Annotated in this window: 25 protein-coding genes and 1 tRNA gene; 13 read left to right on the forward strand and 13 right to left on the reverse strand. The window is 65.8% G+C overall.

Annotated features, from left to right (window positions below):
* Positions 1 to 27: 27 nt before the first annotated feature.
* The 7 genes from DKT70_RS05980 to DKT70_RS06010 form a co-directional block, all read right to left on the reverse strand.
* Positions 28 to 699, reverse strand: a complete 672-nt coding sequence (locus tag DKT70_RS05980) for a tetratricopeptide repeat protein (protein ID WP_111558287.1) — start codon at positions 697 to 699, stop codon at positions 28 to 30.
* A gap of 161 nt (positions 700 to 860) precedes the next feature.
* Positions 861 to 1,460, reverse strand: coding sequence for a superoxide dismutase (locus tag DKT70_RS05985; RefSeq protein WP_111558288.1), 600 nt, complete (start codon positions 1,458 to 1,460; stop codon positions 861 to 863).
* Between the two features lie 98 nt (positions 1,461 to 1,558).
* Positions 1,559 to 2,077, reverse strand: a complete 519-nt coding sequence (locus DKT70_RS05990) for a sarcosine oxidase subunit gamma (RefSeq protein ID WP_111558289.1) — start codon at positions 2,075 to 2,077, stop codon at positions 1,559 to 1,561.
* Positions 2,070 to 5,000 (reverse strand): sarcosine oxidase subunit alpha family protein, encoded by a 2,931-nt coding sequence (locus DKT70_RS05995; protein WP_111558374.1) that lies wholly within the window; start codon positions 4,998 to 5,000, stop codon positions 2,070 to 2,072. Before DKT70_RS05995 ends, DKT70_RS05990 begins: the two co-directional genes overlap by 8 nt.
* Positions 5,000 to 5,332 carry a sarcosine oxidase subunit delta gene (locus DKT70_RS06000; protein WP_111558290.1) on the reverse strand — a complete coding sequence of 111 codons (333 nt, stop codon included), beginning with the start codon at positions 5,330 to 5,332 and terminating at the stop codon, positions 5,000 to 5,002. Before DKT70_RS06000 ends, DKT70_RS05995 begins: the two co-directional genes overlap by 1 nt.
* Positions 5,333 to 5,455: 123 nt before the next feature.
* Entirely contained in the window at positions 5,456 to 5,683 is a 228-nt protein-coding gene (locus tag DKT70_RS06005; RefSeq protein WP_111558291.1) for a hypothetical protein, read from the reverse strand.
* 91 nt (positions 5,684 to 5,774) lie between these two features.
* Positions 5,775 to 7,040 (reverse strand): sarcosine oxidase subunit beta family protein, encoded by a 1,266-nt coding sequence (locus tag DKT70_RS06010; protein ID WP_111558375.1) that lies wholly within the window; start codon positions 7,038 to 7,040, stop codon positions 5,775 to 5,777.
* A 191-nt stretch (positions 7,041 to 7,231) separates the two neighbouring features.
* Here DKT70_RS06010 and ccmI point away from each other — a divergent pair, with 191 nt between their 5' ends.
* The 3 genes from ccmI (at position 7,232) to DKT70_RS06025 (ending at position 9,183) form a co-directional block, all read left to right on the forward strand.
* Positions 7,232 to 8,464, forward strand: coding sequence for a c-type cytochrome biogenesis protein CcmI (gene ccmI, locus DKT70_RS06015; RefSeq protein WP_111558376.1), 1,233 nt, complete (start codon positions 7,232 to 7,234; stop codon positions 8,462 to 8,464).
* Positions 8,461 to 8,931, forward strand: a complete 471-nt coding sequence (ruvX, locus tag DKT70_RS06020) for a Holliday junction resolvase RuvX (protein WP_111558292.1) — start codon at positions 8,461 to 8,463, stop codon at positions 8,929 to 8,931. Before ccmI ends, ruvX begins: the two co-directional genes overlap by 4 nt.
* A 78-nt stretch (positions 8,932 to 9,009) precedes the next feature.
* Entirely contained in the window at positions 9,010 to 9,183 is a 174-nt protein-coding gene (locus DKT70_RS06025) for a DUF1289 domain-containing protein (RefSeq protein ID WP_111558293.1), read from the forward strand.
* Here the strand turns inward: DKT70_RS06025 and DKT70_RS06030 are convergent.
* Both DKT70_RS06030 and DKT70_RS06035 read right to left on the reverse strand, forming a co-directional pair.
* Positions 9,180 to 10,121, reverse strand: coding sequence for a DnaJ C-terminal domain-containing protein (locus DKT70_RS06030; RefSeq protein WP_111558377.1), 942 nt, complete (start codon positions 10,119 to 10,121; stop codon positions 9,180 to 9,182). The genes DKT70_RS06025 and DKT70_RS06030 overlap by 4 nt on opposite strands.
* A 57-nt stretch (positions 10,122 to 10,178) precedes the next feature.
* The gene (locus DKT70_RS06035; protein WP_111558294.1) at positions 10,179 to 11,237 is read right to left on the reverse strand and encodes an aldo/keto reductase; all 1,059 of its coding nucleotides are present in this window, start codon (positions 11,235 to 11,237) and stop codon (positions 10,179 to 10,181) included.
* 132 nt (positions 11,238 to 11,369) lie between these two features.
* On the opposite strand from DKT70_RS06035, the gene DKT70_RS18310 reads away from it, so the two are divergent.
* Together DKT70_RS18310 and DKT70_RS06040 are read left to right on the forward strand one after the other, a co-directional pair.
* Entirely contained in the window at positions 11,370 to 11,579 is a 210-nt protein-coding gene (locus DKT70_RS18310) for a hypothetical protein (protein WP_233490442.1), read from the forward strand.
* A 45-nt stretch (positions 11,580 to 11,624) separates the two neighbouring features.
* Positions 11,625 to 12,284, forward strand: a complete 660-nt coding sequence (locus tag DKT70_RS06040) for an autoinducer binding domain-containing protein (RefSeq protein WP_158529956.1) — start codon at positions 11,625 to 11,627, stop codon at positions 12,282 to 12,284.
* On the opposite strand, the gene DKT70_RS06045 is transcribed toward DKT70_RS06040, so the two are convergent.
* Complete coding sequence (locus DKT70_RS06045) at positions 12,273 to 13,766, reverse strand: phospholipase D-like domain-containing protein (protein ID WP_111558378.1); 1,494 nt, start codon at positions 13,764 to 13,766, stop codon at positions 12,273 to 12,275. The two genes, DKT70_RS06040 and DKT70_RS06045, sit on opposite strands and share 12 nt — an antisense overlap.
* Positions 13,767 to 13,973: 207 nt before the next feature.
* Between DKT70_RS06045 and DKT70_RS06050 the strand changes: the two genes are divergently transcribed.
* The 6 genes from DKT70_RS06050 to DKT70_RS06075 all read left to right on the forward strand — a co-directional run bounded on the left by DKT70_RS06050 (position 13,974) and on the right by DKT70_RS06075 (position 19,434).
* The gene (locus DKT70_RS06050; RefSeq protein ID WP_111558296.1) at positions 13,974 to 15,614 is read left to right on the forward strand and encodes a BCCT family transporter; all 1,641 of its coding nucleotides are present in this window, start codon (positions 13,974 to 13,976) and stop codon (positions 15,612 to 15,614) included.
* A gap of 133 nt (positions 15,615 to 15,747) precedes the next feature.
* Positions 15,748 to 16,617, forward strand: a complete 870-nt coding sequence (locus DKT70_RS06055; RefSeq protein WP_111558297.1) for a hypothetical protein — start codon at positions 15,748 to 15,750, stop codon at positions 16,615 to 16,617.
* Positions 16,614 to 18,281, forward strand: a complete 1,668-nt coding sequence (locus tag DKT70_RS06060; protein ID WP_111558298.1) for a mechanosensitive ion channel family protein — start codon at positions 16,614 to 16,616, stop codon at positions 18,279 to 18,281. Before DKT70_RS06055 ends, DKT70_RS06060 begins: the two co-directional genes overlap by 4 nt.
* A gap of 68 nt (positions 18,282 to 18,349) precedes the next feature.
* On the forward strand, positions 18,350 to 18,538 hold the full coding sequence (locus tag DKT70_RS06065; protein ID WP_111558299.1) for an MgtC/SapB family protein: 189 nt from the start codon (positions 18,350 to 18,352) through the stop codon (positions 18,536 to 18,538).
* Between the two features lie 3 nt (positions 18,539 to 18,541).
* Entirely contained in the window at positions 18,542 to 19,111 is a 570-nt protein-coding gene (locus DKT70_RS06070) for a DNA-3-methyladenine glycosylase (protein WP_111558300.1), read from the forward strand.
* Positions 19,108 to 19,434, forward strand: a complete 327-nt coding sequence (locus DKT70_RS06075) for a hypothetical protein (protein ID WP_111558301.1) — start codon at positions 19,108 to 19,110, stop codon at positions 19,432 to 19,434. Before DKT70_RS06070 ends, DKT70_RS06075 begins: the two co-directional genes overlap by 4 nt.
* Before the next feature lie 19 nt (positions 19,435 to 19,453).
* Here the strand turns inward: DKT70_RS06075 and DKT70_RS06080 are convergent.
* Together DKT70_RS06080 and gltX are read right to left on the reverse strand one after the other, a co-directional pair.
* Positions 19,454 to 19,530: transfer RNA gene (locus tag DKT70_RS06080), tRNA-Met, on the reverse strand.
* A gap of 162 nt (positions 19,531 to 19,692) precedes the next feature.
* Complete coding sequence (gene gltX, locus DKT70_RS06085; RefSeq protein WP_111558302.1) at positions 19,693 to 21,012, reverse strand: glutamate--tRNA ligase; 1,320 nt, start codon at positions 21,010 to 21,012, stop codon at positions 19,693 to 19,695.
* Positions 21,013 to 21,091: 79 nt separating this feature from the next.
* Here gltX and DKT70_RS06090 point away from each other — a divergent pair, with 79 nt between their 5' ends.
* Positions 21,092 to 21,499: a metallopeptidase family protein gene (locus DKT70_RS06090; protein WP_072295883.1), complete on the forward strand. Its 408-nt coding sequence runs from the start codon at positions 21,092 to 21,094 to the stop codon at positions 21,497 to 21,499.
* Positions 21,496 to 22,458 carry a 1-phosphofructokinase family hexose kinase gene (locus DKT70_RS06095; protein ID WP_111558303.1) on the forward strand — a complete coding sequence of 321 codons (963 nt, stop codon included), beginning with the start codon at positions 21,496 to 21,498 and terminating at the stop codon, positions 22,456 to 22,458. The genes DKT70_RS06090 and DKT70_RS06095 overlap by 4 nt, the downstream gene beginning before the upstream one ends.
* Before the next feature lie 61 nt (positions 22,459 to 22,519).
* Here the strand turns inward: DKT70_RS06095 and DKT70_RS06100 are convergent, their stop codons facing one another.
* Positions 22,520 to 22,846: a DUF6280 family protein gene (locus DKT70_RS06100; protein WP_042251710.1), complete on the reverse strand. Its 327-nt coding sequence runs from the start codon at positions 22,844 to 22,846 to the stop codon at positions 22,520 to 22,522.
* Between the last annotated feature and the right edge of the window lie 138 nt (positions 22,847 to 22,984).

The following is a 22,984-nucleotide window of genomic DNA, read 5'->3' on the forward strand; positions in this document are numbered from 1 at the left end:
CTCGTCCAGTCATCCTGCCGTGCCCGGTCAATTCGGGGCGGCCATCGCATCATTCGGTTCGGGCTCGACGCCCAAGGCGATCATCATCTCGGACAGACGGCGACGCAAGCTTTCGCTGAGGCCGTCCTTCTGCTGGATCTGGCGGATCAGGGTGATCGCATCCTCGGACCGACCGGCGCCGATCAGGGCCACGGCCTTCTGCTCCAGCGCCAGCAGCTCGAAGGGCGCGCCGGCACGCGACAGGCGCGTCAGCATGGCGTCGCGTTCGGACGGGTCCATGTCCTGGCCTTCCAGCATCACCAGCTTCAACTGGGCCAGATCGCGCAGCGTGGTGCCGACCTCTTCGTCACCGGCCACGTCACGCAGTGCGTCGGCGGCCTTGGCGCTGTCATCGGCCTGCAGATAGGCATTCGCAGCCAGCAGATCGGCCAAACCCTTGCGTCCCGGCGAACCCGCCGGATCGACTGCCTGAATGGCTTCAGGGTCCTGATCATCGACGGCGGCCAGAACGGCATCGCCCCAGCTTTGCGCCGCAGCGCGGTCGCGCGACTGGCTGTATTCCCGCCAGGCGGCCCCCCCCACGATCAGCAGGATCGCAAGGATGCCGATCCAGCCGTAACGCCGAAAGGCACCATAAAGCTTGTCCCGGCGCAGTTCGTCGGTGACCTCGTCGATGAAGCTGTCGTTCTGGTTGGCCATGCCCGCCTTCACCCGATTTGTTCTGTCGTTGCAACGGTCTTATACCGCGACACGGGGAAAAGCCAATGCCGCCGCGCGGCCCGCTCCATCACGCCTGCGCGTCCCATGCAAAAGGGCCCGCCAATGACATGGCGGGCCCTTGTATCACGTGGTGCCGGGGATCAGAGGCGCGAGGCCACGTTGTCCCAGTTCACCAGGTTGTTCAGGAAGTTTTCCAGATATTTCGGACGCGCATTGCGGAAATCGATGTAATAGGAATGCTCCCACACGTCGCAGCCCAGCAGGGCGGTCTGGCCGAAGCACAGCGGGTTCACGCCGTTTTCGGTCTTGGTGATCTCCAGCTTGCCATCGGCATTCTTGACCAGCCAAGCCCACCCCGAACCGAACTGCGCGCCACCAGCTTCCGCAAATTTCTTCTTGAACTCCTCGACCGAACCGAAGCTGTCCTTGATCGCGGTTTCCAGTTTGGCGGGCATCGGGCCGGGGTTCGGGCCCATCATTTCCCAGAACTGGCTGTGGTTCCAGTGCTGGCTGGCATTGTTGAAGATGCCGTTCTGGGCGACGGCGTCCTTCTGATAGGTGCCCTTGACGATGTCTTCCAGCGACTTGCCTTCCCACTCGGTCCCGGCGACCAGCTCGTTCAGCTTGGTGACATAGGCGTTGTGGTGCTTGTCGTGGTGGTATTCCAGCGTCTCCTTGGACATGCCAGCGGATTCCAGGGCGTCGTGGGCATAGGGAAGATCAGGAAGGGTAAAAGCCATTTCGCTGTCCTTTCAAAAGGTTTCAGTCTGCGATCGCGGCGCACGGTCGCGCATTCGCAGGGTCAACGCAAGGGCGCTTTGCCAGTTCCGACGCCTGTTCAGCGGGGTGCCAGTTGGCTGCCGGGAAGGGCAGCGTTCTGCAGGATCAGCCCCAGATAATCGGCGGTCGATCGAAAGCCGATGACGCGGAATCCGTCGCCTTGGCGCCAGATGGCGGCGGCGGTCTGGGCGGCGCGGGTGCGACGCAGATGTCCCTCGGGCATGGCCGCCGCATCGACGGGGGCCAGCTTGGCGATGACATCGGCGGCATGGGGGCCCGACACGTCGAAGACCACGCGGGCATTCGACATGTCGACGACCAGCGCATGTTCGCCGGTCAGCGCCTGTTCCAGCGCCTGTCGCGCCTCAGCGACCTCTGCGGCGGGCAGGATCAGCAGCAGCTCGTCGGGGGACATCCATCCCAGGGCGCGGCTGCCGTCGCCGGTGATGCCGGTGACGTCTGGGATCGCCAGGCCCGCGGCCTCGGCGATGGCATCGCCCGCGCGGTCCAGGTCGGCCCGGATGGTGATCATGCCAAGCCCGGTCTGGCGGGTGACGGTGGCCATGGGATCAGCCATTCAAGCGGCCTCCTTCCTTGTCAAAGAACACCGGATCGACGATCCGCGCCTGCATCACCTCGCCCGAGGGCATGGGGAAATCCAGCACCTGCCCCATGCGGGCGGGACCGTGCCTGACCAGCCCCATCGCGATGGGCTTACCCAAGGTCGGCGACTGATAGCTGGAGGTGACGCGCCCCTGCACCCGGCGCTGGCCATTGGCATTGACGCCTTCGTCCACCGCATAGGCACCGTCGGGCAGAACGTTGTCGTCCAGGCTCTCCAGCCCGACCAGCTTCCAGCGGTTGCCGTCGGTCATGTGGCTGCGGCGTTGGGCGCGCTTGCCGATATAATCGGCCTTCTTTTTCGAGATCGCCCAGTCCAGCCCCAGATCCTGCGGGATAACCGTGCCGTCGGTTTCGTCGCCGATCATGATGAAACCCTTTTCGGCCCGCATGATATGCATCGCCTCGGTGCCATAGGGGGTAATGTTCAGGTCGTGGCCGGAATTGTGCAGCTGTTCCCACAGCTCGGGTCCCCGGCTGGCCGGCACCGCGATCTCATAGCTGAGTTCGCCCGAGAAACTGATGCGGAAAACGCGCGCGGGGATGCCCGCGATGTCGCCCTCGGCCCAAGTCATGAAGGGCAGCGCGTCTTGGCTGAAATCGATGCTGCCCGGCAGGCGGTCCAGCAATTCGCGCGCTTTGGGACCGGCTACGGCGATCTGGGCATATTCCTCGGTCACGTTGGCGGTATAGACCTTCCAGTCCCACCATTCGCATTGCAGCCAATCCTCCATGTGACCATGGATGCGGTCGGCCCCGCCGGTGGTGGTGTGGCACAGCCAGGTATCGTCGGACAGGCGCGCCACGACGCCGTCATCCATCAGGAAGCCGTTTTCGCTGCACATCAGCCCGTATCGGCATTTCCCGACCGCCAGCGTGGACATCATGTTGGTATAGAGCATGTCCATGAACCGTCCCGCATCCGGTCCCTTGACGATGATCTTTCCCAAGGTGGATGCGTCCAGAGTGCCGACGCCGTTGCGCACGGCCATGATCTCGCGGTGGACGGCGGCGTGGCGATCTTCGGTGCCGCGCAGATAGGCATAGGCGCGGCGCCAATGCCCGACCGGTTCCCAGGATGCGCCGTGCTTTTCGTGCCAGTCATGCATCGGCGTTTTGCGCAGAGGCTGGAAGGCATCGCCTTTGGCCTCGGCCGCGATGGTGGCCAGGGTCAGGGGCGTATAGGGCGGGCGGAAGGTGGTGGTGCCGGTCGCCTGGATGGGCTGATTCAGCGCCCCCGACAGGACGGCCAACCCGTTGATGTTGGACAGCTTGCCCTGGTCCGTCGCCATTCCCAGCGTGGTATAGCGCTTGGTATGTTCGACCGATGCATAGCCTTCGCGCGCGGCCAGTTCGACATCCGTGACCTTCACGTCGTTCTGGAAATCCAGCCACATCTTGGCGCGCAGCTTGTAGGGGGCCTTGGCGGGCATCACCCAGACGGGCTCCGTCGCACCCTCGGTCCGTTCCAGATCGCCCGCACAGCGCAGATCGCCATTGGCCGATCCCACGACGGTCACGTTGCCGGTGCCGTCTGCCCCCAGGGGCGGGCGGTCCGCATCGGGGCGGAACATGGCCTGCGCGTCATCCCAGATCAGCTTGCCGCCGCAATGGGACCACAGATGCACGACCGGCGACCAACCGCCGGACATGGCCACCGCGTCGCATTCGATGGTCTGCGTCGGCTTGCCATCACCCGATTGGTCGCAGATCACCACGGACTCGACATGGCGCGTGCCCTTGACCTTGGCGATGGCGCTGCCGGTCAGCACCGTGATGCCGGCCTGGCGCGCGGCATCGGGCAGATCGCCCGTGGCCTGCGGACGCGCGTCGATGATGGCCGGAACCTCCAGCCCCGCGGCCAGCGCCGTCAGCGCCGTGCGATAGGCATCGTCGTTGTTGGTCACGACCACGATCCGCCGACCCGGCGCCACGCCGTAATCGGCGATGAAGTCGCGCGCGGCCGATGCAAGCATCACCCCCGGCACGTCGTTGCAGGCAAAGGACAGGGGGCGTTCCAGCGCGCCGGTGGCGGTGATGACGTGACCGGCCCGGATGCGCCACAGCCGCTGGCGCGGCAGGCCCGCATTCGGGTCGTGATCGGCCAGCGCCTCGCGGGCGATCAGATAGCCGTGGTCGTAAAGCCCCGTGGCCATGGTGTTACGGCGCAGGGTGACGTTGTCGCGCCCGCGCAGATCGGCCAGAAGGGCGTCGATCGCGGCCTGACCGCCATCGTGGTCGGTCGGCGTGCGCCCGCCCCAGTTGGCTGTCTGTTCCAGCACCAGAACCGTGCCGCCCTTGTCCGCCGCGTCCCGCGCAGCCGTCAGCCCCGCGATGCCGCCGCCGACGACGACCGTATCGGCAAAGCCATAGGCCTGTTCATAGCGGTCAGGATCGGGGTCGGTCGGCGCGCGGCCAAGGCCCGCGCTGCGGCGGATGATGGGTTCGAAGACATGCTTCCAGAAGGGGCGAGGGTGGATGAAGGTCTTGTAATAGAAGCCCGCCGGCAAAAACGGCGCCAGCCAGTTGTTCACCGACCCGACATCCGCATCCAGGCTGGGCCAGCAGTTCTGGCTGCGCATGACCATGCCGTTGGCCAGCGCCGTGGTGGTGGCACGCTGGTTCGGCTCGAACCGGCCACCCTGCCCCAGACCAAACAGCGCGTTCGGCTCCTCGGCGCCGGATGCCAGCGGGCCGCGCGGGCGGTGATACTTGAACGACCGGCCCATCAGCATCTGGCCATTCGCCAGCAGCGCCGAGGCCAGCGTGTCGCCCGTCAGGCCGCGCAGGTGGCGGCCGTCGAAGCGGAAGGGGACCTGGAACGCCCGGTCGATCAGGCGGCCGCCCGAGGGCAGGCGGAAGGGGGGCACATGGGTCATCATTCGGTCGTCCAGTCGGGGTTCCAATCGGGGCGGGCCTGCCGGATCGCCTCGACGATCTCGGCGGGGGGATGGGCGTTCTGCGCCTTGTAGGTGCCGAAGACCTGCAGGGTCGCGGTGCAGCGGGCGGCCAGGAACCACTTGCCGCAGCCATAGGCATGGCGCCAGCGTTCGAAGTTCACGCCCTTGGGGTTCTTGCGGGCGAAGAGGTAGTCCTCGAACTCTTCATCGCTGCCGCCGGGGCCGACGCGGGTCAGATGCGCCTCGCCTCCGGGGTGCAGTTCGGTTTCCTCGGCAGAGATGCCGCAATAGGGGCAGGTCAGCGTCAGCATCGGGTGATCCTTGCAAGGGCCGGGGCCGGATATGCGAACGCGCCGCAACGGATCAACCGTGCGGCGCGCGTCTTGGACGAAATGAGGAATGTGCCGGTCAGGCCGCGGGCGGCCTGAGGGGCATCAGTTTGCGGGCGCGGGTTCGGCCGGCTCCGCAGGTGCGGTTTCGGCGGGCGCGGTTTCCGCGGGGGCATCGGGTGCCGCGTCAATGCTGACATTCGTGTCGCCGCCGCCATCGGCAGGGGCAACATCGACGCCGTCTCCGCCCGACATGAAGAAGAACAGGAAGGCGACGACGACGACGATCGCGCCGACGATGAAGTACAGTCCGTTGTTGTTGCGGTCAGCCATGGCAATGCCTCTTGGTCAGATGTGTTGTGACCCACCAATTCGCACCCTGCCCTGTAAGTTCCCGCACCCCGTCGCATCAACGCATCCATGGTTAATGCGCCACGCCGGCGGCAACGGATTCGTCGATGAACCGTCCTTCGCGGAAGCGGTCCAAGCCGAATGCGGCGGCCAGCGGACCGGGGCTGCCCTTGGCGACCAGTTCGGCCATGGCCCAGCCCGAACCGGGAATCGCCTTGAAGCCCCCCGTGCCCCAGCCACAATTGACGAAGATGCCGCCCACGGGGGTGGTGGACAGGATGGGTGAACGGTCGCCGGTCATGTCCACGATGCCGCCCCATTGGCGCAGCATCTTCAGGCGCGACAGCATCGGGAAGGTCTCGACCAGGGCGCGGACGGTTTCCTCGACATGCTGCCAGCTGCCGCGTTGGGTAAAGTTGTTGAACCCGTCGGTGCCGCCGCCAATCACCATTTCCCCCTTGTCGGATTGCGACAGGTATCCGTGGACGGTATTGGCCATCACGACGACGTCCATGCAGGGCTTGATCGGCTCGCTGACCAGTGCCTGCAGGGCGACGCTTTCGATGGGCAGGCGGAAGCCCGCCATTTCCGCCAGCTGGCTGGAATGACCGGCCACCACCATCGCCAGCTTGTCGCAGCCGATGCGGCCCTTGCTGGTATTGACCGCACGGACCTGCCCGCCTTCGGTCTCGACCCCCGTCACCTCGCAGTTCTGGATGATGTGCATGCCCATGTCCGAACAGGCGCGGGCATAGCCCCAGGCCACGGCATCATGGCGCGCCGTGCCGCCCCGCGCCTGATACAGTCCGCCCAGGACCGGGTAACGCGGCCCGTCGATATTGATGATCGGCACCAGCTCCTTCAGGCGCTGCGGATCCACCCATTCGGTCGAAACGCCCTGCAGGTTGTTGGCATAGACGGTGCGCTTGTATCCCCGGATCTCATGCTCGGTCTGGGCCAGCATGATTAGGCCGCGCGGGCTGAACATGACGTTGTAGTTCAGGTCCTGCGACAGGCCTTCGTACAGCTTCAGCGCCTTGTCATAGATCGCCGCAGACGGGTCCTGCAGATAATTCGACCGGATGATCGTCGTGTTGCGCCCGGTGTTGCCGCCGCCCAGCCAGCCCTTTTCGATGATGGCGACATCGGTGATGCCGAAATTCTTGCCAAGGTAATAGGCGGTGGCAAGGCCATGCCCCCCTGCCCCAACGATCACCACCTGATAGCGGTCGCGCGGCACGGGGCTGGCCCATGCGCGGGTCCAGCCGGAATGCTGGCGCAGGGCCTGCCTGGCGATGGCGAAGACGGAATAGCGACCGGAACGGGGGGCGTCGGGCATGATGGATTCCACGGGTTGTGCTGGCGCCAGCATGGCCGCGATTGCCGTCGGATCTCAAGGCGTCATGCGGCAGATCACGGCAAAATGCGACATGCGACGTTCTGACGGTCACTTCCGCGCGCGTGCCCCCTTTGCAGTGCTTTCGATTCCCGCCGAACCCCGCTAGGGAAGAAGGCCAACGGAGGATGCCGATGTTCTGGATTCTGGCTGCGGCCCTGACTGCGATTGTTGCCCTTGCCATCCTGGCGCCGATCCGGCGGGGACGGGCGGATGGCGGGGCCGAGCCTGCCGCCGCCTACGACCTGCGCGTCTATCGCGACCAGCTGTCGGAAGTCGAGAACGACCTGGAACGCGGCGTGATCCAGCCCGAGGATGCCCAACGCCTGCGCGCCGAGATCGGCCGCAAGGTGCTGGATGCCGATCGGCGCATGTCGCAGGCGCGTCCCGCCGCCAGATCCGCAGGGATGATGGGTGCGGGTCTGGCGGTCGCAATCATGGCGGCCGGCGCCGTCGCGCTCTATCTGCGCGAGGGGGTGCCGGGGGCCGCCGACATGCCGATGGGCGAACGCCTGGCCGCCGCCGACCAGGCCTATCGCGGCCGCCCCAGCCAGGACCAGGCCGTGGCACAGGCGCCCGCCATGCCTGTCCCGGACCTCTCGGGCGCCGATCCCGAATTCCTGACCATGATCGAACAGCTGCGCGAGGCCGTGGCCCGCAATCCCGACGACCAGACGGGTCTTGCCCTTCTGGCCACGAACGAGATGCGCCTCGGCAACCTGACCGCCGCCCTGAAGGCCCAGCAGCACCTGGTCGAACTGCGCGGCGATCAGGCCGATGCGGTGCAGCTGATGCAGCTGGCCACGCTGATGATCAACGCCGCGGGCGGCATCATCACCCCGCAATCCGAGGCGCTGCTGGCCCGCGCCGTGGAACAGGACCCGGACCAGCCGCAGGCACGCTATCTGCAGGGCGTGCTGCTGATCCAGAACGGCCGCCCGGACCGCGCCTTCCCGATCTGGCGCGACCTGCTGCAGGAAAGCCCCGAAAGCGCGCCCTGGATGCCCACCATCCGCAATGCCATCCAGGAACTGGCATGGCTGGCGGGGCAGCCCGATTACCAGCCGCCCGCCGCCTCTGCCACCCTGCCCGGCCCCGACGACGATGCCATCGCCGCCGCCGAAGATATGACCGACCAGGAACGCCAGCAGATGGTCGGCTCGATGGTCGACGGGTTGCAGCAGCGCCTTGCCAGCCAGGGCGGCACGCCCCAGGAATGGGCCCGCCTGATCGGCGCGCTGTCGGTTCTGGGGCGCGACGACCAAGCTGCCTCGATTCTGTCCGAAGCACGCGGCCATTTCGCCGACAGCCCCGAAGCGCTGGCCGTCATCGACGATGCTGCAGCAACCGCAGGAATGACCGAATGATCTTCGAAGACATCACCGACATGGCCGCCGCCCTGCCCCCCATGGGCGCACTGGCGGGGCTGGACCTGGGGACCAAGACGATCGGCGTGGCGGTCAGCGACGGCATGCGGCAGGTCGCCTCGCCCATCACCACCATCCGGCGCGAAAAGTTCACCTTGGACGCCGCGGCCCTGCTGAAGATCGCCGCCGATCGCGGGTTGACCGGGCTGATTCTGGGCCTGCCGCGCAACATGGATGGCAGCGAGGGCCCCCGCGCCCAATCCACGCGCGCCTTCGCCCGTAACCTGTCGCGCCTGACCGACCTGCCGATCGGCTATTGGGATGAACGCCTGTCCACGGTCGCCGCCGAACGCGCTCTGCTGGAAGGCGACACCTCGCGCAAGCGCCGCGCCGAAGTCATCGACCAGGTCGCGGCCGGCTATATCCTGCAAGGCGCGCTGGACCGGCTGAGTTATCTCGCCCGATAGGGCGCGCAGGGCCAAGCGGCAGCGTCCGGGACGGGCTTGCCCGTCCCGTCCCCCCTTTCACCAGACAAGACGGTTCAGATGACACTCAGCCCCTGCATCCAGATCTGCCAGATCGACACTGACCAGGATCTCTGCATTGGATGCTTCCGCACGCTTGGGGAAATCGCCGCTTGGGGCGCCATGTCGGATGCGGCGCGCCGGGCTGTCGTGGCCCGGTTGCCGGAACGTGAACGCCGGTACGACCAGCCCTAGCTGCCCATGCCCTTGCGCGGATCATAGGCGTGGCTTTCCCGCCATTTCTGCGCAAAGGCCTCCAGCTCGGGATCGACCTTCGGCGGCATGGCGATGCGCAGTTCGACATGCTGGTCGCCCCCCTTCACGCCCCGCCCCCGCAGGCGCAGCTTCTGCCCCGAGGTCGCGCCCTTGGGGATCGTCAGGTTCACCGGCCCGTCAATCGTGGGGGCCGCAACCTTGGCGCCCAGGATCGCCTCATCCAGGCTGATGGGCAGGACCAGCAGGATGTCGTCGCCGTCGCGCCGGAAGAACGGATGCTCGGCGATCGAGACCTCCAGATAAGCGTCGCCCGGCTCGCCCCGGCCGATGCCGGGTTCGCCCTTGCCCCGCAGGCGGATGGTCTGGCCCTCGCGGACGCCCTTGGGGATGGCAACCTCCAGCGTGCCGCCCGCCGGCAGCGTAATCCGCGTGCGGCCACCCTTGGCAGCGGTCAGGAAATCGACCCGCAGCGCCAGACGCAGATCCTGTCCGCGCTGATCGCCGCGCCCGCCAAAACCGCCAAAGCCACCGAAACCGCCCCGGGGTTGCTGGCGCTGACCAAACAGGTCGGCAAAGACATCCGCCAGGTCGGGGTCCTGCGCATGTCCGCCGAAACCGCCGCCCCCGCCAAAGCCACCCCCAAAAGGATTGCCGCCCCCCGGCTGCTGGCGCCATTGCCGCGCCGTCGCCCGTTCCTGCCCCGAGGCATCGATTTCGCCCGCATCGAACCGCTTGCGCTGTTCGGGATCCTTCAGCAGGTCATAGGCCGCCGAGGCCGCCGAAAAACGTGCCGCGGCGGCGGGGTCGGCATTCAGGTCCGGGTGGTCGGTCTTGGCGATCCGACGATAGGCTTTCTTGATCTCGTCAGCGGTCGCGCTGCGGGATACGCCAAGTGCTTCGTAGGGATCGCCTGCCATGTCCGGCCTTTCATCTTCCATCGCCTCATCGACAAGATAGAGGCGTCGCGCCCACCATCAATAGGGCAGCCCGTGGCTCCGATGCAAACGGTCGATGCCGCGGACCAGATCCTCGGGCAGGTCGCGGTCCAACCCTTCGATCAGATGGGCCAGCTGATCGGGGGTGGTGGCCCCGATGATCGGCACGACCTTGAAGGGTCGCGTCAGCTGCCAGGCGATGACCATATGCACCACGTCCCAGCCATGCTCGGCCGCCAGCGCCCCATAGGCCGCCGCCGCCTTCAGACCGCGATTGGTCTTGCGTCCGCCCAGGTTGCCCTGCCCGCCCGTCGCCTTGTCCACCGCCGCGCGGCTGCCCTCGGGCATGGCGCCATCGGCGTATTTCCCGGTCAGCAGCCCCGCCGCCAGCGGAGAATAGGACAAGAGCGTGACATCCTCGTTCACCGCCGCCTCGGCCAGGTCGGTGTCATACAGCCGATAAAGCGGTGAATATTCGTTCTGGATCGCAGCCATGCGCGGCCCGCCCGTCCGGTCGGCCACGTCGCACCACCGCGTCAGACCCCAGGCGGATTCGTTCGACAGGCCCACACCGCGCAACTTGCCCGCGCGCACGCCTTCGGCAAGGGCCTCCAGCACGTCGGCCATGTGGTCCAGCGTCCGCGCCTTGTCCTGGCCCGAGGGATCGAAGTTCCAGTTCTGCCGGAAGCCATAGGACCCCCGCACCGGCCAATGCAGCTGATAAAGGTCGATGCGGTCGGTCTGCAGCCGGCGCAGCGAGGCGTCGATCGTCTGGCGGATGGTGTCGCCATCGAAGGGCTTGCCGTCGCGCAGGATCTGGCTGGGACCGGTGATCTTGGTCGCGATCTCGACCCGGTCGCGGTTGCCGGTGCGTGCCAGCCAGCGGCCGATCACTTCCTCGGACAGGCCGACGGTTTCCGCCCGCACGGGGTTCACAGGATACATCTCGGCGCAATCCATGAAGGTCATGCCGACCTCCAGCGCCATGTCCATCTGGCGATGGGCCTGATCCTCGTCCGTCTGGTTGCCGAAAGTCATGGTCCCCAGGCAGATGCGGCTGACCTCGATATCGCTGCCGCCCAATGTCACGCGCTTCATGGCTGTGCTTTCCCTTGGTGATGATTTGGAGCGCAAGCTAACCGACATGGGCAGGGGTGCAAGCGGCAACAGATACCAATGCGTGAGAGGGGCGACCTTTCGGCCACCCCACCCACGCGTCAAATCAAAGCCTTGGATGAAATACTGGTTAAAAATACGGCAATTGCACAGTTGTCTCTAAGCGATCCCGCAGCCATGAGCTATAGCCCCAAAGGGCTATGTGACCTTGGGGCAACGCAGCCGCCCGGAACCCATGGCCCGCCTTACGCCCCGAAAGCGATCCTTCGACACCTGCGCGAAGCAGTTGCCCTGACCGCGCAAGCAGTTATGTTGAATTTTTAAACATTCATATCTTTGCGCGGGAACGGGCACATTATGCCACTCCATATGCTGAACCGCATCGATACCGCGCTGGCAGAATTGGCACCGCGTGGGGTCATGGTCGGGTACCACGTCCGCTTTTCCCGGCCCATCAGGCGGGTCTGCACCTATCCAAGCAGCTGGATCACCGATTACACGCGATTGAACATGATCGTCGCGGACCCTTCGGTCATCTGGTGCATCCAGAACGAAGGCTTCATCCGCTGGAGCGATCTGGTCAGGCAGATCGCCGATCCGCTGGACGTGATGCGACAGGCCGCAGACGCCGGACTGGCCTTTGGCGTGTCGATCAGCTGCGGCCTGCCCCAGTCCCGGTCGCTCCTGGGGGCCGCGCGGTCGGACCGAGAGTTCACCGACCCCGAGATCGCCCGGATGCAGGAGCTGCTGCAGCAAGGCCATGCCCTGCTGGACCGCGCGACGGCGATGCGGCCCATCTTGGTCGAGGCCCTCGAGGCGATCGCCTGCGGCATGACCTATGAACAGGCCTGCGCGCATCTGGGCATCTCGCGGACCGCGCTGCGATACCGCCTGCATGCCGCCCGTGCCGCATTGGGTGTCGAGGACAATCCCGAAGCTATCCGCCGGGCCATCGACCTGGGCCTTCTCAGCAGCAACAGCTATACCGGCATGGTCAAGGGACTGCCCGAAGGCCCCTCACCTGCGTGACTTGCGCAGTTTCCGCTGCCGCCGCCATTCACGCAGGTTCCATTTGCGAAACAGGCCGCGCTTGCTGAGCGATTCGAAGATCTCCTCGGGTCCCTCGGGGTCCAGGATCTCGTTTTCGGCCAGCCACTCCTGGAAACCGTTCAGGTCCGGCACCTCGTAGGGGATGACCGTGCGGCCCTCTCCGCGCGGCTTCATGCGGCCCTCGATCAAGGCGATCAGGCTGCCATCCCCGGCCAAGGCCTCGGATACTTCACGCGGCTCAAGGTCAAGATGCTCAGCCAGCAGGTCGTCGCGCAGGTCGGTGATTTGGTCGCGCAGGTCGGACTGGCTGTCCAGTTCCGCCGCGACCACGATGTCGCATTCCGTATCCAGCCGCATCGACCGGTTGTTGAAGTTCGACGACCCCACCCGAAGATAGGTGTCGTCCACCACCGTGACCTTGGCATGACAGTAAATCTCGGCCCCGCCGGTGGTGACCGGGTGATAGATGCGGAACCGGTCGCTGTGATCCAGCTTTTTCAGCGCCTCGAACAGCTTGGCGCGAGCGGTGTCCATGGCGATGGGTTCCAGCCAGCCCTGCGCGGTGATCGGGTTGATGATGACGATCTCGGGGGGGTCTTCCTCGACCAGGCGCTTGGCGATGGCCTGGGCCACCCGGCGCGAGGCGAAATACTGGCTCTCGGCATAGATCCGGTGTCGCGCCTTCGCGATCAGGTCCAGATACATCTGCTCGATCTCGAACGAGGATTGCACGTCGGGGATCTCGGGGCGCGTCCGGGCAATGGCCAAGGCCACGTCGCGGAAGGTCGGCTCCAATCCCTCGGGCCAGCATTTTCCGGTATCGGTCACCGGCGACAGCGTTTCGCCCGACGCGATGCGCCAGCGTTCGCGGGCCAGATCGCCCATGGCCCTTGCGGCGGGGCCATCGAAGGCGCTGGTGGCGTCGTGCCAAGGCGGCATGGCCTTGCCCTTGGGGCTGATCCGGCGCGGGTCGTCATCGATATGCTGACGCGTGTCCCAGCGCCCTTCCGTCATGTCGATGCCGCCGCAGAAGGCGATGCAATCGTCGATCACCACGATCTTCTGGTGATGCGAGCTGGCCAAGGGATGCTTGGAATCAAGCCGCAGCGTGATCCGTGGATGCGCTTTCCAGCGCAGGATGGTCAGCAGGGTCGATCCCCGGAACATCGCCTTGAAGGCCCCGGTATCCCAGCGCAGCAACCGCACATGCAAGGACGGCGTGCGCCGCGCCAGCCACATGACGAAATCGCCCAGCTTGGCGGGACCGCCATCGTCGCGGGCATCGCCAAGATCGATCCGCGCATCGAAATCCCAACCGATCATCAGGATGCTGCGGCGGGCCGTGAGCATGGCGCGGCGTACGGCGGTGAAATAGTCGTCGGCATCGGCGATCATCGTGAAGCGTCCGGTCTGTTCGACCCGCCAGCAATTATGCCCGGGCCGCGCCAGTCGCTTGTTCATCTGATATTCCCCGTCATGATCTCGCATTTCATCGTCGCGCGCCGGATCACGGCCGCCCCCCTCCAACTTGAATGCACCCACTTCGTTCCACAATCGATTGCGCATGGCCTGCCTGCGGGTCCACCGCACCGCAAGGACAAGGCGATGGAACGTTCTGGTTCCCCGGAACTTGACCCTTCAACAACAGGAATACGAGGGGGCATTTTCATGGAGAAACTCGCGCAGAGGTTGGGCCTTCGGGTGGACCCGACCATCTTTTTCGTCTCGGCGGGGCTCAGCCTTGTCTTCGTCGTGCTGCTGGTCGCGCTGCCAGACCAGATCGGCGGGGCCTTTTCCACGGGCCGCGCCTGGATCGTGACGAACCTTGGCTGGTTCTTCATCCTGGCGGTGAATGTCTGGCTGGGCTTTCTGATCTATGCCGCCATGTCGCGGCATGGCCATATCCGGCTTGGGCCACGCAATTCGCGTCCCGAATATTCGAACCTCTCGTGGTTCACGATGCTGTTCGCGGGCGGCATCGGCACCGTCCTGATGTTCTGGGGCGTGGCCGAACCGATCAGCCACTACAAGGAACCGCCCCTGCCGGGGGTCGAGCCGTTCACGCTGCAGGCCGCGCAGGACGCGATCTCGATCTCACTCTATCACCTGGCGCTGCACACCTGGACGATCTTCGCGCTGCCGGGTCTGGCCTTCGCCTATTTCATCAACCGCTATGACCTGCCGGTGCGGGTCAGTTCGGTCTTTTATCCGCTGCTGCGCGAAGGCATCCACGGCCCGATCGGCAAGACCATCGACATCGTGTCGATCCTGGGCACGCTGTTCGGGGTCGCCGTGTCGCTGGGCCTCGGGTCGTCGCAGGTGGCGGCGGGTCTGTCGGCGCTGTTCGGCCTGGAAAACGGAACCTGGCTGCGCCTGGCCATCCTGGCGGCACTGACGGCGGTCGCCACGACCTCGATCGTCGCGGGCTTGGACAAGGGGGTCAAGATCCTCTCGAACATCAATATCGGCATGGCGGTCGGGCTGATGGTCTTTGTGCTGGTCACCGGCTCTACCCTGTTCCTGCTGCGCGGCATGGTCGAAACGGTCGGCCTCTATCTGTCCAACCTGCCGCGGCTGGCCTTCTGGAACGACATGCTGCACGGCGATGGCATGGGAACCGGCGACTGGGGCTGGCAGGGCAACTGGACGGTCTTCTACTGGGCCTGGACGGTGACCTGGTCGCCCTTCATCGGCCTCTTCGTTGCGCGCATCTCGCGCGGGCGGACGATCCGTGAATTCGTCTTCGGCGTGCTGCTGGCGCCGTCGCTGTTCACCGTCATCTGGTTCGCGATCTTCGGCTGGCAGGCCATGCAGATCGACGGCCTGGGTGAAAGCGCGCGCGCCGCGATGGGCGGGGCCGCAGGCAGCATCAGCGCCGCGGTCGAAACGTCGGTGCCGCTGGCCATGTTCGCTTTCTTTGCCGAACTGCCTTGGGCACCCGTCATGCAGGGGATCGCGGTGCTGGTCGTGGCGATCTTCTTTGCCACGTCGTCGGATTCGGCATCGCTGGTCGTGGACATGCTGTGCAGCGGAACCGCCGAACCCGGCCCGGTCCACCAGCGCGTCTTCTGGGGCGTGGCCGAGGGCATGATCGCGGCCACGCTGATCCTGCTGGCCGGAGAGGCCGGCCTGACCGCCCTGCAAGAGGTCATCACTGTCATCGGGCTGCCGATCTTCCTGCTGGTCTCGATGATGATCCCGGCACTGATCCGGGGTCTGGGGGCCGAGGATATCGACCATATCACCATCGGCAAACGCCCCGCGCTGAGCGAATTCGACCCCGGCGAACCCGCCGAGGCCAAGACCTGAACAACCCGTCGGGCGGGATATTCCCGCCCGATGGGGGACCCGGGTGGCCCTGTGGCGGTTGACCTGTCGAATGGCGACGATGATCCCCGCTCCGAACCCCTGAAACCGACCGAAACATGCTGGCACATCACAGATGACCGACCCGATCCTCTTTGTCCTTGGCGCCGTGATCGTGCTGATCACCTTCTGTGATTTTTTGCGCACGACCGTCAGTCTCAGCGGATTGGGCTTCATCAGCGCACGCGTGGCGGCGGGATTATGGCGCATCCTTTCGGCCTTGGCCCGCCGGACCGAACGGTCGATGGGCTGGTCGATCCGCAAGCTGATCGGACCGCTGATCCTGATCATGATCGCCGCGATCTGGGTGGCGCTGCACCTGCTGGGCTATGTACTGATGTATCGCGCGGGGCTGTCGCTGGTCGAATCGCAGACGGGTCAGCCCGCCACGCTGGTCCAGACCGTCGCATTCGCGGGTTCGGCGCTTTCGACACTGGGGGCGTCCACCGTGTCGGTCACCGGGGGTTGGTGGGACATCCTGTCGATGATCGCCGCTGTCAACGGCATGATTCTGCTGACCCTGTCGGTCAGTTTCGTCCTGAACGTCCTGCAGACCACCAACAGCGCGCGGGCCTTTGCGATGCGCTTCAACGCATTGGCGCGCAGTGCGGGCGACAGTCAGGGCCCTGCGCGGGTCGCGGGGCTGGGACCCGACCTGGCTGCCGTCGCCATTAAGATGGTCGCATCGCCCCTGCCGGGATTTTTCGTACCCGACGATCCGCGCATGGATTTTCCCTTGGCCATCCGAAACCTGTGCGACATGGTGCGCGATGGCGATGACCAACCCTTTCACGACGCCCACACCGCCGAACTGATGGCCGCCCTTTCGCTGCTGGGCAGGCAGGTCGGGCCCAATTGCGATCATCGCGACGTGCAGGCGGCCAGGGCCTGGTCGGACCGCCACAGCATTCCGCGCCACGATCAAGCCGAAGGAACGACGACATGAACCGGCTGTGCCAGATTCTGATCCTTGCGACCGCCCTTTTTGCCACGACCCTGCATCCGGCGCAGGCCCAGGATGCCACCTTCGAGACGCCCGTGCTGAACGCGGGCCTGGGGCTCACGCCGGACCGTATCGATCGCCGGACGCCCCGCGCCGCGATGGCCAGTTTCCTGCGCGCGGCCGATGAGGAAGACTGGGCCGCCGCCGCCCATGTGCTGGACCTGTCCGACATCCCCGCCAACTTTCAGGCCGAACGGGGACCCAGGCTGGCCCATCAGCTTTACGACGTGATCGACCGCAAGGCGGTGCTGGATTGGTCGATGCTGAACGACCGCCCCGATGGCTTGCAGACGCAGGGCAACGATACCGAGGCGATGGCGGGCAATCCGCGTCGGTCGCTGCTGCTCCGCGACCTGTCCGTCGGCCTGATCCCCGCCGAAATCCGCCTGAATCGGCTGCAGCCTCCGGGCGGCGGCGATCCGATCTGGCTGTTCCCCGCCCAGACCGTGCGCGACATCCCCGCCCTACACGGCGTCTATGGGCCCTCCAGGTTCGAAACAGCGCTGCCACAGGAAATGCGCGAAAAGACCCTGGGCGGGCTGATGCTATGGGAATGGATCGGCCTGCCGTTGCTGATCGCGGCTGCGGTATTGCTGGGATGGCTGGTCCACCGGACACTGAAGATGGCGTGGCGCCGCGCGAACGGCAAGATCGCCACGGGCATCCTGCGCGCAGCTTCAAAGCCCCTGATCATCATCACCGTCACCAGCCTGATCTGGTGGGTGTCGGGCAATGTCTTCGTCTTTTCGGGCAAGATCGACGTGTTTCTGGCCCCCGCCATCGCGACAGGTTTCGTCACGGCCATCCTTCTGTTCATCGTGAACGGGGTCGAGGTGTTGTTGGACGGGCTGATCGCGCCGGGCGAGGATGTCGACCTGACCCTGGCGGAACAGGCCGAGGCGCGCGTGCTGGCCACGCGCCTGAACGCCGGGCGCAGGGTGCTTGTCATCGTGGTCTTCCTGATCGGGGTGGGGATCGTCCTGTCCTCGGCCAACCTGGCGGGCAGCCTCGGGCTGTCGCTGCTGGCCTCGGCGGGTGCGCTGACGATCATCCTGGGCTTTGCGGCGCGCAACCTGCTTGGCAACATCATGGCATCGCTGCAGATCGCGCTGAACCAGTCGGCGCGCGTGGGCGACCGGGTGCTCTACAAGAACGAGCTGTGCCATGTCGAACGCATCAACATGACCTATGTCCAGCTGCGCAACTGGGACAGCACCCGCCTGATCGTCCCGGTCGAGGAGTTCGTCTCGGAAACTTTTTCCAACTGGACGCTGCAAGACCCCGAAATGCTGCGCGTCATCAAGCTGCGGCTGGATTCGCGTGCCGACATCTCGGCCTTGCGCCGGATCTTCGACCAGATCCTGGTTGACGTGAAGAACGAGGACATGGGCAAGAACCTGACCCAGCTGGACGGGTCCAGCGTCAATGTCGCCGAACATGACGCCTTCGGCCTCGAGGTGTGGTTCAGCGTGCCCTGTGCCGATCCGAACACGTCTTGGGAACTGTCCTGCGCGGTGCGCGAACGCCTGGTCGCTCAGGCCGCCCGCCACGAGGCCGAAACCGGTCAACCCGTCTTTCCCGTGAACCTGCCCATTGGGGCAGGCTGATCGTCCCGGAACGTCCCTTTGCGGCGGACGTTGCATTCAGGACTTGGGGTCCCGGGGGAGAGCAAGACATGGTCGAGTTTTCGGAATTCATGCTGCGGACCCTTTTTGCAGGGGCCTGCGCCCTTCTGTTTGGGCTGGACCGCGAGGCCAAGAGCCAGCGCTTGTGCGCCCATACCTATATCCTGATGGCCTTGGGGTCCGCGGTGCTGATGTCGGTCGCGATCAGCTTTTCGGTCAGCGCGGTTGCCAAGGATTAGAACATGCCCGCCCACCACCACCCTGCCCCTGATTTCATCGACCTGATCGCCGGCATGGACGCCGTCACGCTGGCGCAACGGCTGATCGGCGCCAGGTTGGACCTGCGCGGTTGCGGCGGCATCATCATCGAGACCGAAGCCTATACCGCCGAAGACCCCGCATCCCACAGCCATCGCGGCCCGACCCCGCGCAATGCCTCGATGTTCGGGCCAGCGGGGCATGCCTATGTCTATAGATCCTATGGCATCCACCTGTGCCTGAACGTCGTCGCACGCCCCGCCGAGGCCGTGCTGATCCGCGCCCTGGCCCCTGATCGCGGCCTGGCGCTGATGCGGATACGCCGGAACGACCGGACGCTGTGCGACGGGCCGGGTCGGCTGTCGCAGGCGCTGGATTTGCGGATCACGGATGACGGTGCGCCCTTCGACGGGCGCGACATGGGCATCGGCCTGCCGCAGGACATGGCGCCGCTTCTGATCGGGCCCCGCATCGGCATCAGCCGCGCGCAGGACCTGCCGTGGCGGTTCGGGCTGGCGGGTGCGACGGGCCTCAGCCGCGGTTTCCCGACATGACCGGGGATGTCCTGCATACCCCCGACGGGCGCTATATCATCGTCAGGGGGCGTCTGTGGCGGGCGACCAATCCGGGTCTTGCTCCCGCGCGGCATAAGGAGTTGGTCAGCCAGCTGATGGATGCGCGCCGCGCGGTCAAGGCCGCCAAGCAGGGCGATGACGATGTCGCCTTGCGCAAGGCCCGCGATCAGGTCGATGCCGCGAAACGGGGGTTGGGTGAACGCGGTCCGGTCTGGTGGGATGACGGTGCCCCCGACATGAACCGCAGGATGGTGCGGAACACGCCCTATGCCGACTGGCATGCGGCGCTGGAAGGTCAGTAGTCGTTCTGATGGGATGACCTGGTAGCGGAGGAGGGACTTGAACCCCCGACACGCGGATTATGATTCCGCTGCTCTAACCAACTGAGCTACTCCGCCACAGGTGCGGCGGATTTAGAAGCTTCGGCGGGGGGCGTCAAGCGCTTTGGGGAAAGTTTTTCGACCATTCGCGAATTTCCTGCCACCGCCCGCTTCGGCAATGAAAAACGCCGCCCCCGGATGGCACGGGGACGGCGCTGATTCTGGTCGGACGGTGCGTCTTCAGCGGGCCTTGACCACTTGAATCAGCGGCATGACATCGGACATGTCGGGGCCATGCGCCTGACCGGTGACGGCCTTGCGCAGCGGCATGAACAGGCCCTTGCCCTTGCGGCCCGTGGCCTCCTTGACGGCGCTGGTCCATTCGCCCCAGGTCTGGTCGGTATAGGGCGGCGGCGGCAGCAGGCTCATGGCCTGGGCGATGAAATCGGCATCCTCGGGGTCGATCTGCGGATCGGCGCCTTGGCTGAAGATCTGCCACCATGCCTCAAGATCCTCCAGCCGGGTGATGTTCTGCGATGCCACACGCCAGAACCGTTCGGCCTGATCGGCAGGGACGCCCAGTGCTGCGATGCGGTCCGCGACCTGATCGAAGGGCAGCGACTGGTTGCGTTCGCGGGTCAGCGGCCACAGGTCGTCGGCATCGAATTTCGTGGGTGAAGCCCCGAAATTCGATAGATCGAAGCTGTCGGCCAGTTCGTCCAGCGATGCCAGGCCCACGGGCTGACCCGACCCCAGGCGCGCCATCAGGCCCAGCAGGGCTTCGGGGGCGACGCCGCCTTCGCGCAGATCCTTCAGCGACAGCGCGCCGATCCGCTTGGACAGTTCCTCGCCCTTGGCGCCCGTCAGCAGGCTGTGATGGGCAAAGCGGGGCGGCGTGCCGCCGATCGACTTGATGATCTGGATCTGGGTGGCGGTGTTGGTGACGTGATCGGACCCGCGCACAATGTCGGTGACAGCCATGTCCGTGTCGTCGACGCTGCTGGCGAAGGTATAGAGCACCTGCCCATCCGCACGCAGCAGCACCGGGTCGCTGACCGAGGCCGCATCGATCGAGATGTCGCCCAAGATGCCGTCATGCCATTCGATCCGTTCGTGATCCAGGCGGAAGCGCCAGTATCCCTGACGTCCTTCGGCGCGCAGGGCATCCTTGTCGGCCTCGCTCAGGTTCAGGCCGGTGCGGTCATAGACCGGCGGCTTGCCCATGTTCAGCTGCTTCTTGCGCTTCAGGTCCAGCTCGGTCGGGGTCTCGAACACCTCGTAGAAGCGACCGTTGGCGCGCAGATCGGCGGCGACCTCGGAATACCGCTCAAGGCGCAGGGACTGGCGTTCCACCCTGTCCCAATGCAGGCCCAGCCAGTCCAGGTCCCGCTTGATGCCGTCGACATATTCCTGCTTGGAGCGTTCCTGGTCGGTGTCGTCCAGGCGCAGGATGAACTGCCCGCCGTTCTTGCGGGCGATCAGATAGTTGAACAAGGCGGTGCGCAGATTGCCGACATGGATGTTGCCGGTGGGCGATGGCGCGAAGCGGGTGATGGTCATGGGGCGTCTCCTGTTACCGGTTGCTCTTTCACAAAGCCCGGTTTTTGTCCATATCATGGGCCAAACGCAGGAGGCACGGATGAGTGATTGGGACGGGCTTGCAGCCCCGGACGCCGCAGAGATCGAGGCGATGGCCCGCGCGGCGATGACGGCGCTGCCCGCCGAATTCGCCCCCGCCGCGGCGGCGGTGGCCATCCGGGTGGCCGAATTCGCCCCCGAGGAGATGCTGGACGAATTGCAGATCGACGATCCGTTCGAACTGACGGGCCTTTATGACGGCATCCCGGTGACCCAGAAATCCATCGCCGACCAGCCCGGCGGGCCGGACATCATCTGGCTGTTCCGCCGCCCGATCATCGACGAGTGGGCCGCGCGCGGCGACATAGGACTTCAAGACCTGGTCATCCACGTGGTCACCCACGAAATGGCCCATCACTTCGGCTGGTCCGACGACGACATCGCCAGCATCGATCGCTGGTGGGAATGAGCGGCCAGTCCCCGATCCTGACCGTCACGCTGAACCCGGCGCTGGACCTGACCACCGCGACCGATCAGGTCGGTCCCGACCGCAAGCTGCGCTGCGACAAGCCCGCGACCTTTCCCGGCGGCGGCGGCATCAACGTCAGCCGCGCGATCAAGATCATCGGCGGCCAGTCCACGGCGATGGTGGCCCTTGGCGGGGCCAATGGCACCCGCATGGCCGAGATGCTGAAGACATCCGGTCTGCAGGTCTTGCGGGTGACGGCGCCCGGTGAAACCCGCCAGTCGCTGGCCGTGACCGACCGCGCCACGGGTGGCCAGTTCCGGTTCATCATGCCGGGGCCGGAATGGCACATGACCCATGTGTCGGCGGCCATGACCGCCATCGCCGAGGCCGCCCGCGCAGGGGGCTGGGTGGTGGTGTCGGGGTCGAACCCGCCCGGCGTCGCGGCGGGGTTCGAACAGATGCTGACGGTGCGCCTGAAGGATGGGCGCGCGCGGCTCATGGTCGACGCCGAGGGAGAGGCCCTGCGCGCGCTGGCCGGATCATCCATCCCCGTGGACGTGCTGCGCATGGACAGCCGCGAGGCCGAGGGACTTTGCGGGCGCCCCCTGCCCCTGCGCGAGGACAGCGCCGGTTTCGCCGCCGATCTGGTCCGCAACGGCGCGGCCCATGCGGTGGTCGTGGCGCGGGGGGCGGACGGGTCGGTGGTGGCCACCAAGGAGGGCGCTTGGCACGCGGCGGCGGCCCCCGTCGACGTGGTCAGCACCGTGGGCGCGGGCGACAGCTTCGTCGCGGGCTTCGTTCTGGCCCTGTCGCGCGGCTGGCCCATGTCCGAGGCCCTGGCCCTGGGCACTGCCGCCGCATCTGCCGCCGTCATGACGCCCGCGACCGATCTGTGCCATGCCGAAGACGTGCGCCATTTCTATTCGCAGCGCGACGTGACCCTTCTGACGCCCCGATAGGGCGGCAAACAAAAAAGGCCGTCCCGCAGGACGGCCTGAAAATCGTGATGCGACGGGGTGGTCAGGCGGCTTCGGCCTCTTCGGCTTCGGCGGCCATGCGGCGCTCGCTTTCCTCGCGCGACAGCGCGACCGAGGTGCGCACGCCCTTCGAGACAAATTCCATCAGACCCTTCACGACGCGTTCGTTGGGGTCGATCCCAGCACAGGACAGAACCTCGCGGCCATCGCGCGACCGTGCCCAGCGGGCAATCTGTTCGGGGCCGTTTCCATATTTCTTGTCATCGGCGATGGCATCGTCCAGCGCCGCCAGAACCACCGCTGCAAACAGCTTGCGGGCCCGCTGGCCCTGTTCGAAATTGAAGGCCGAGCCGTCAACAAAATCGCGCATCTCGTTTCGTCCATCTCTTGCGGCTCTGATAAGGCAACAGAGCCTTTGGGGAAAACTTGAACGCTTTCCCAGTTTCTTAAAATCCGTTTCTCCGACGGTGACGCCCGCCTTAGCCTTTCGGAACGCCGATTCGGTATC

This window comes from Paracoccus sediminilitoris, assembly GCF_003259195.1.
Classification (GTDB): Bacteria; Pseudomonadota; Alphaproteobacteria; order Rhodobacterales; family Rhodobacteraceae; genus Paracoccus; species Paracoccus sediminilitoris.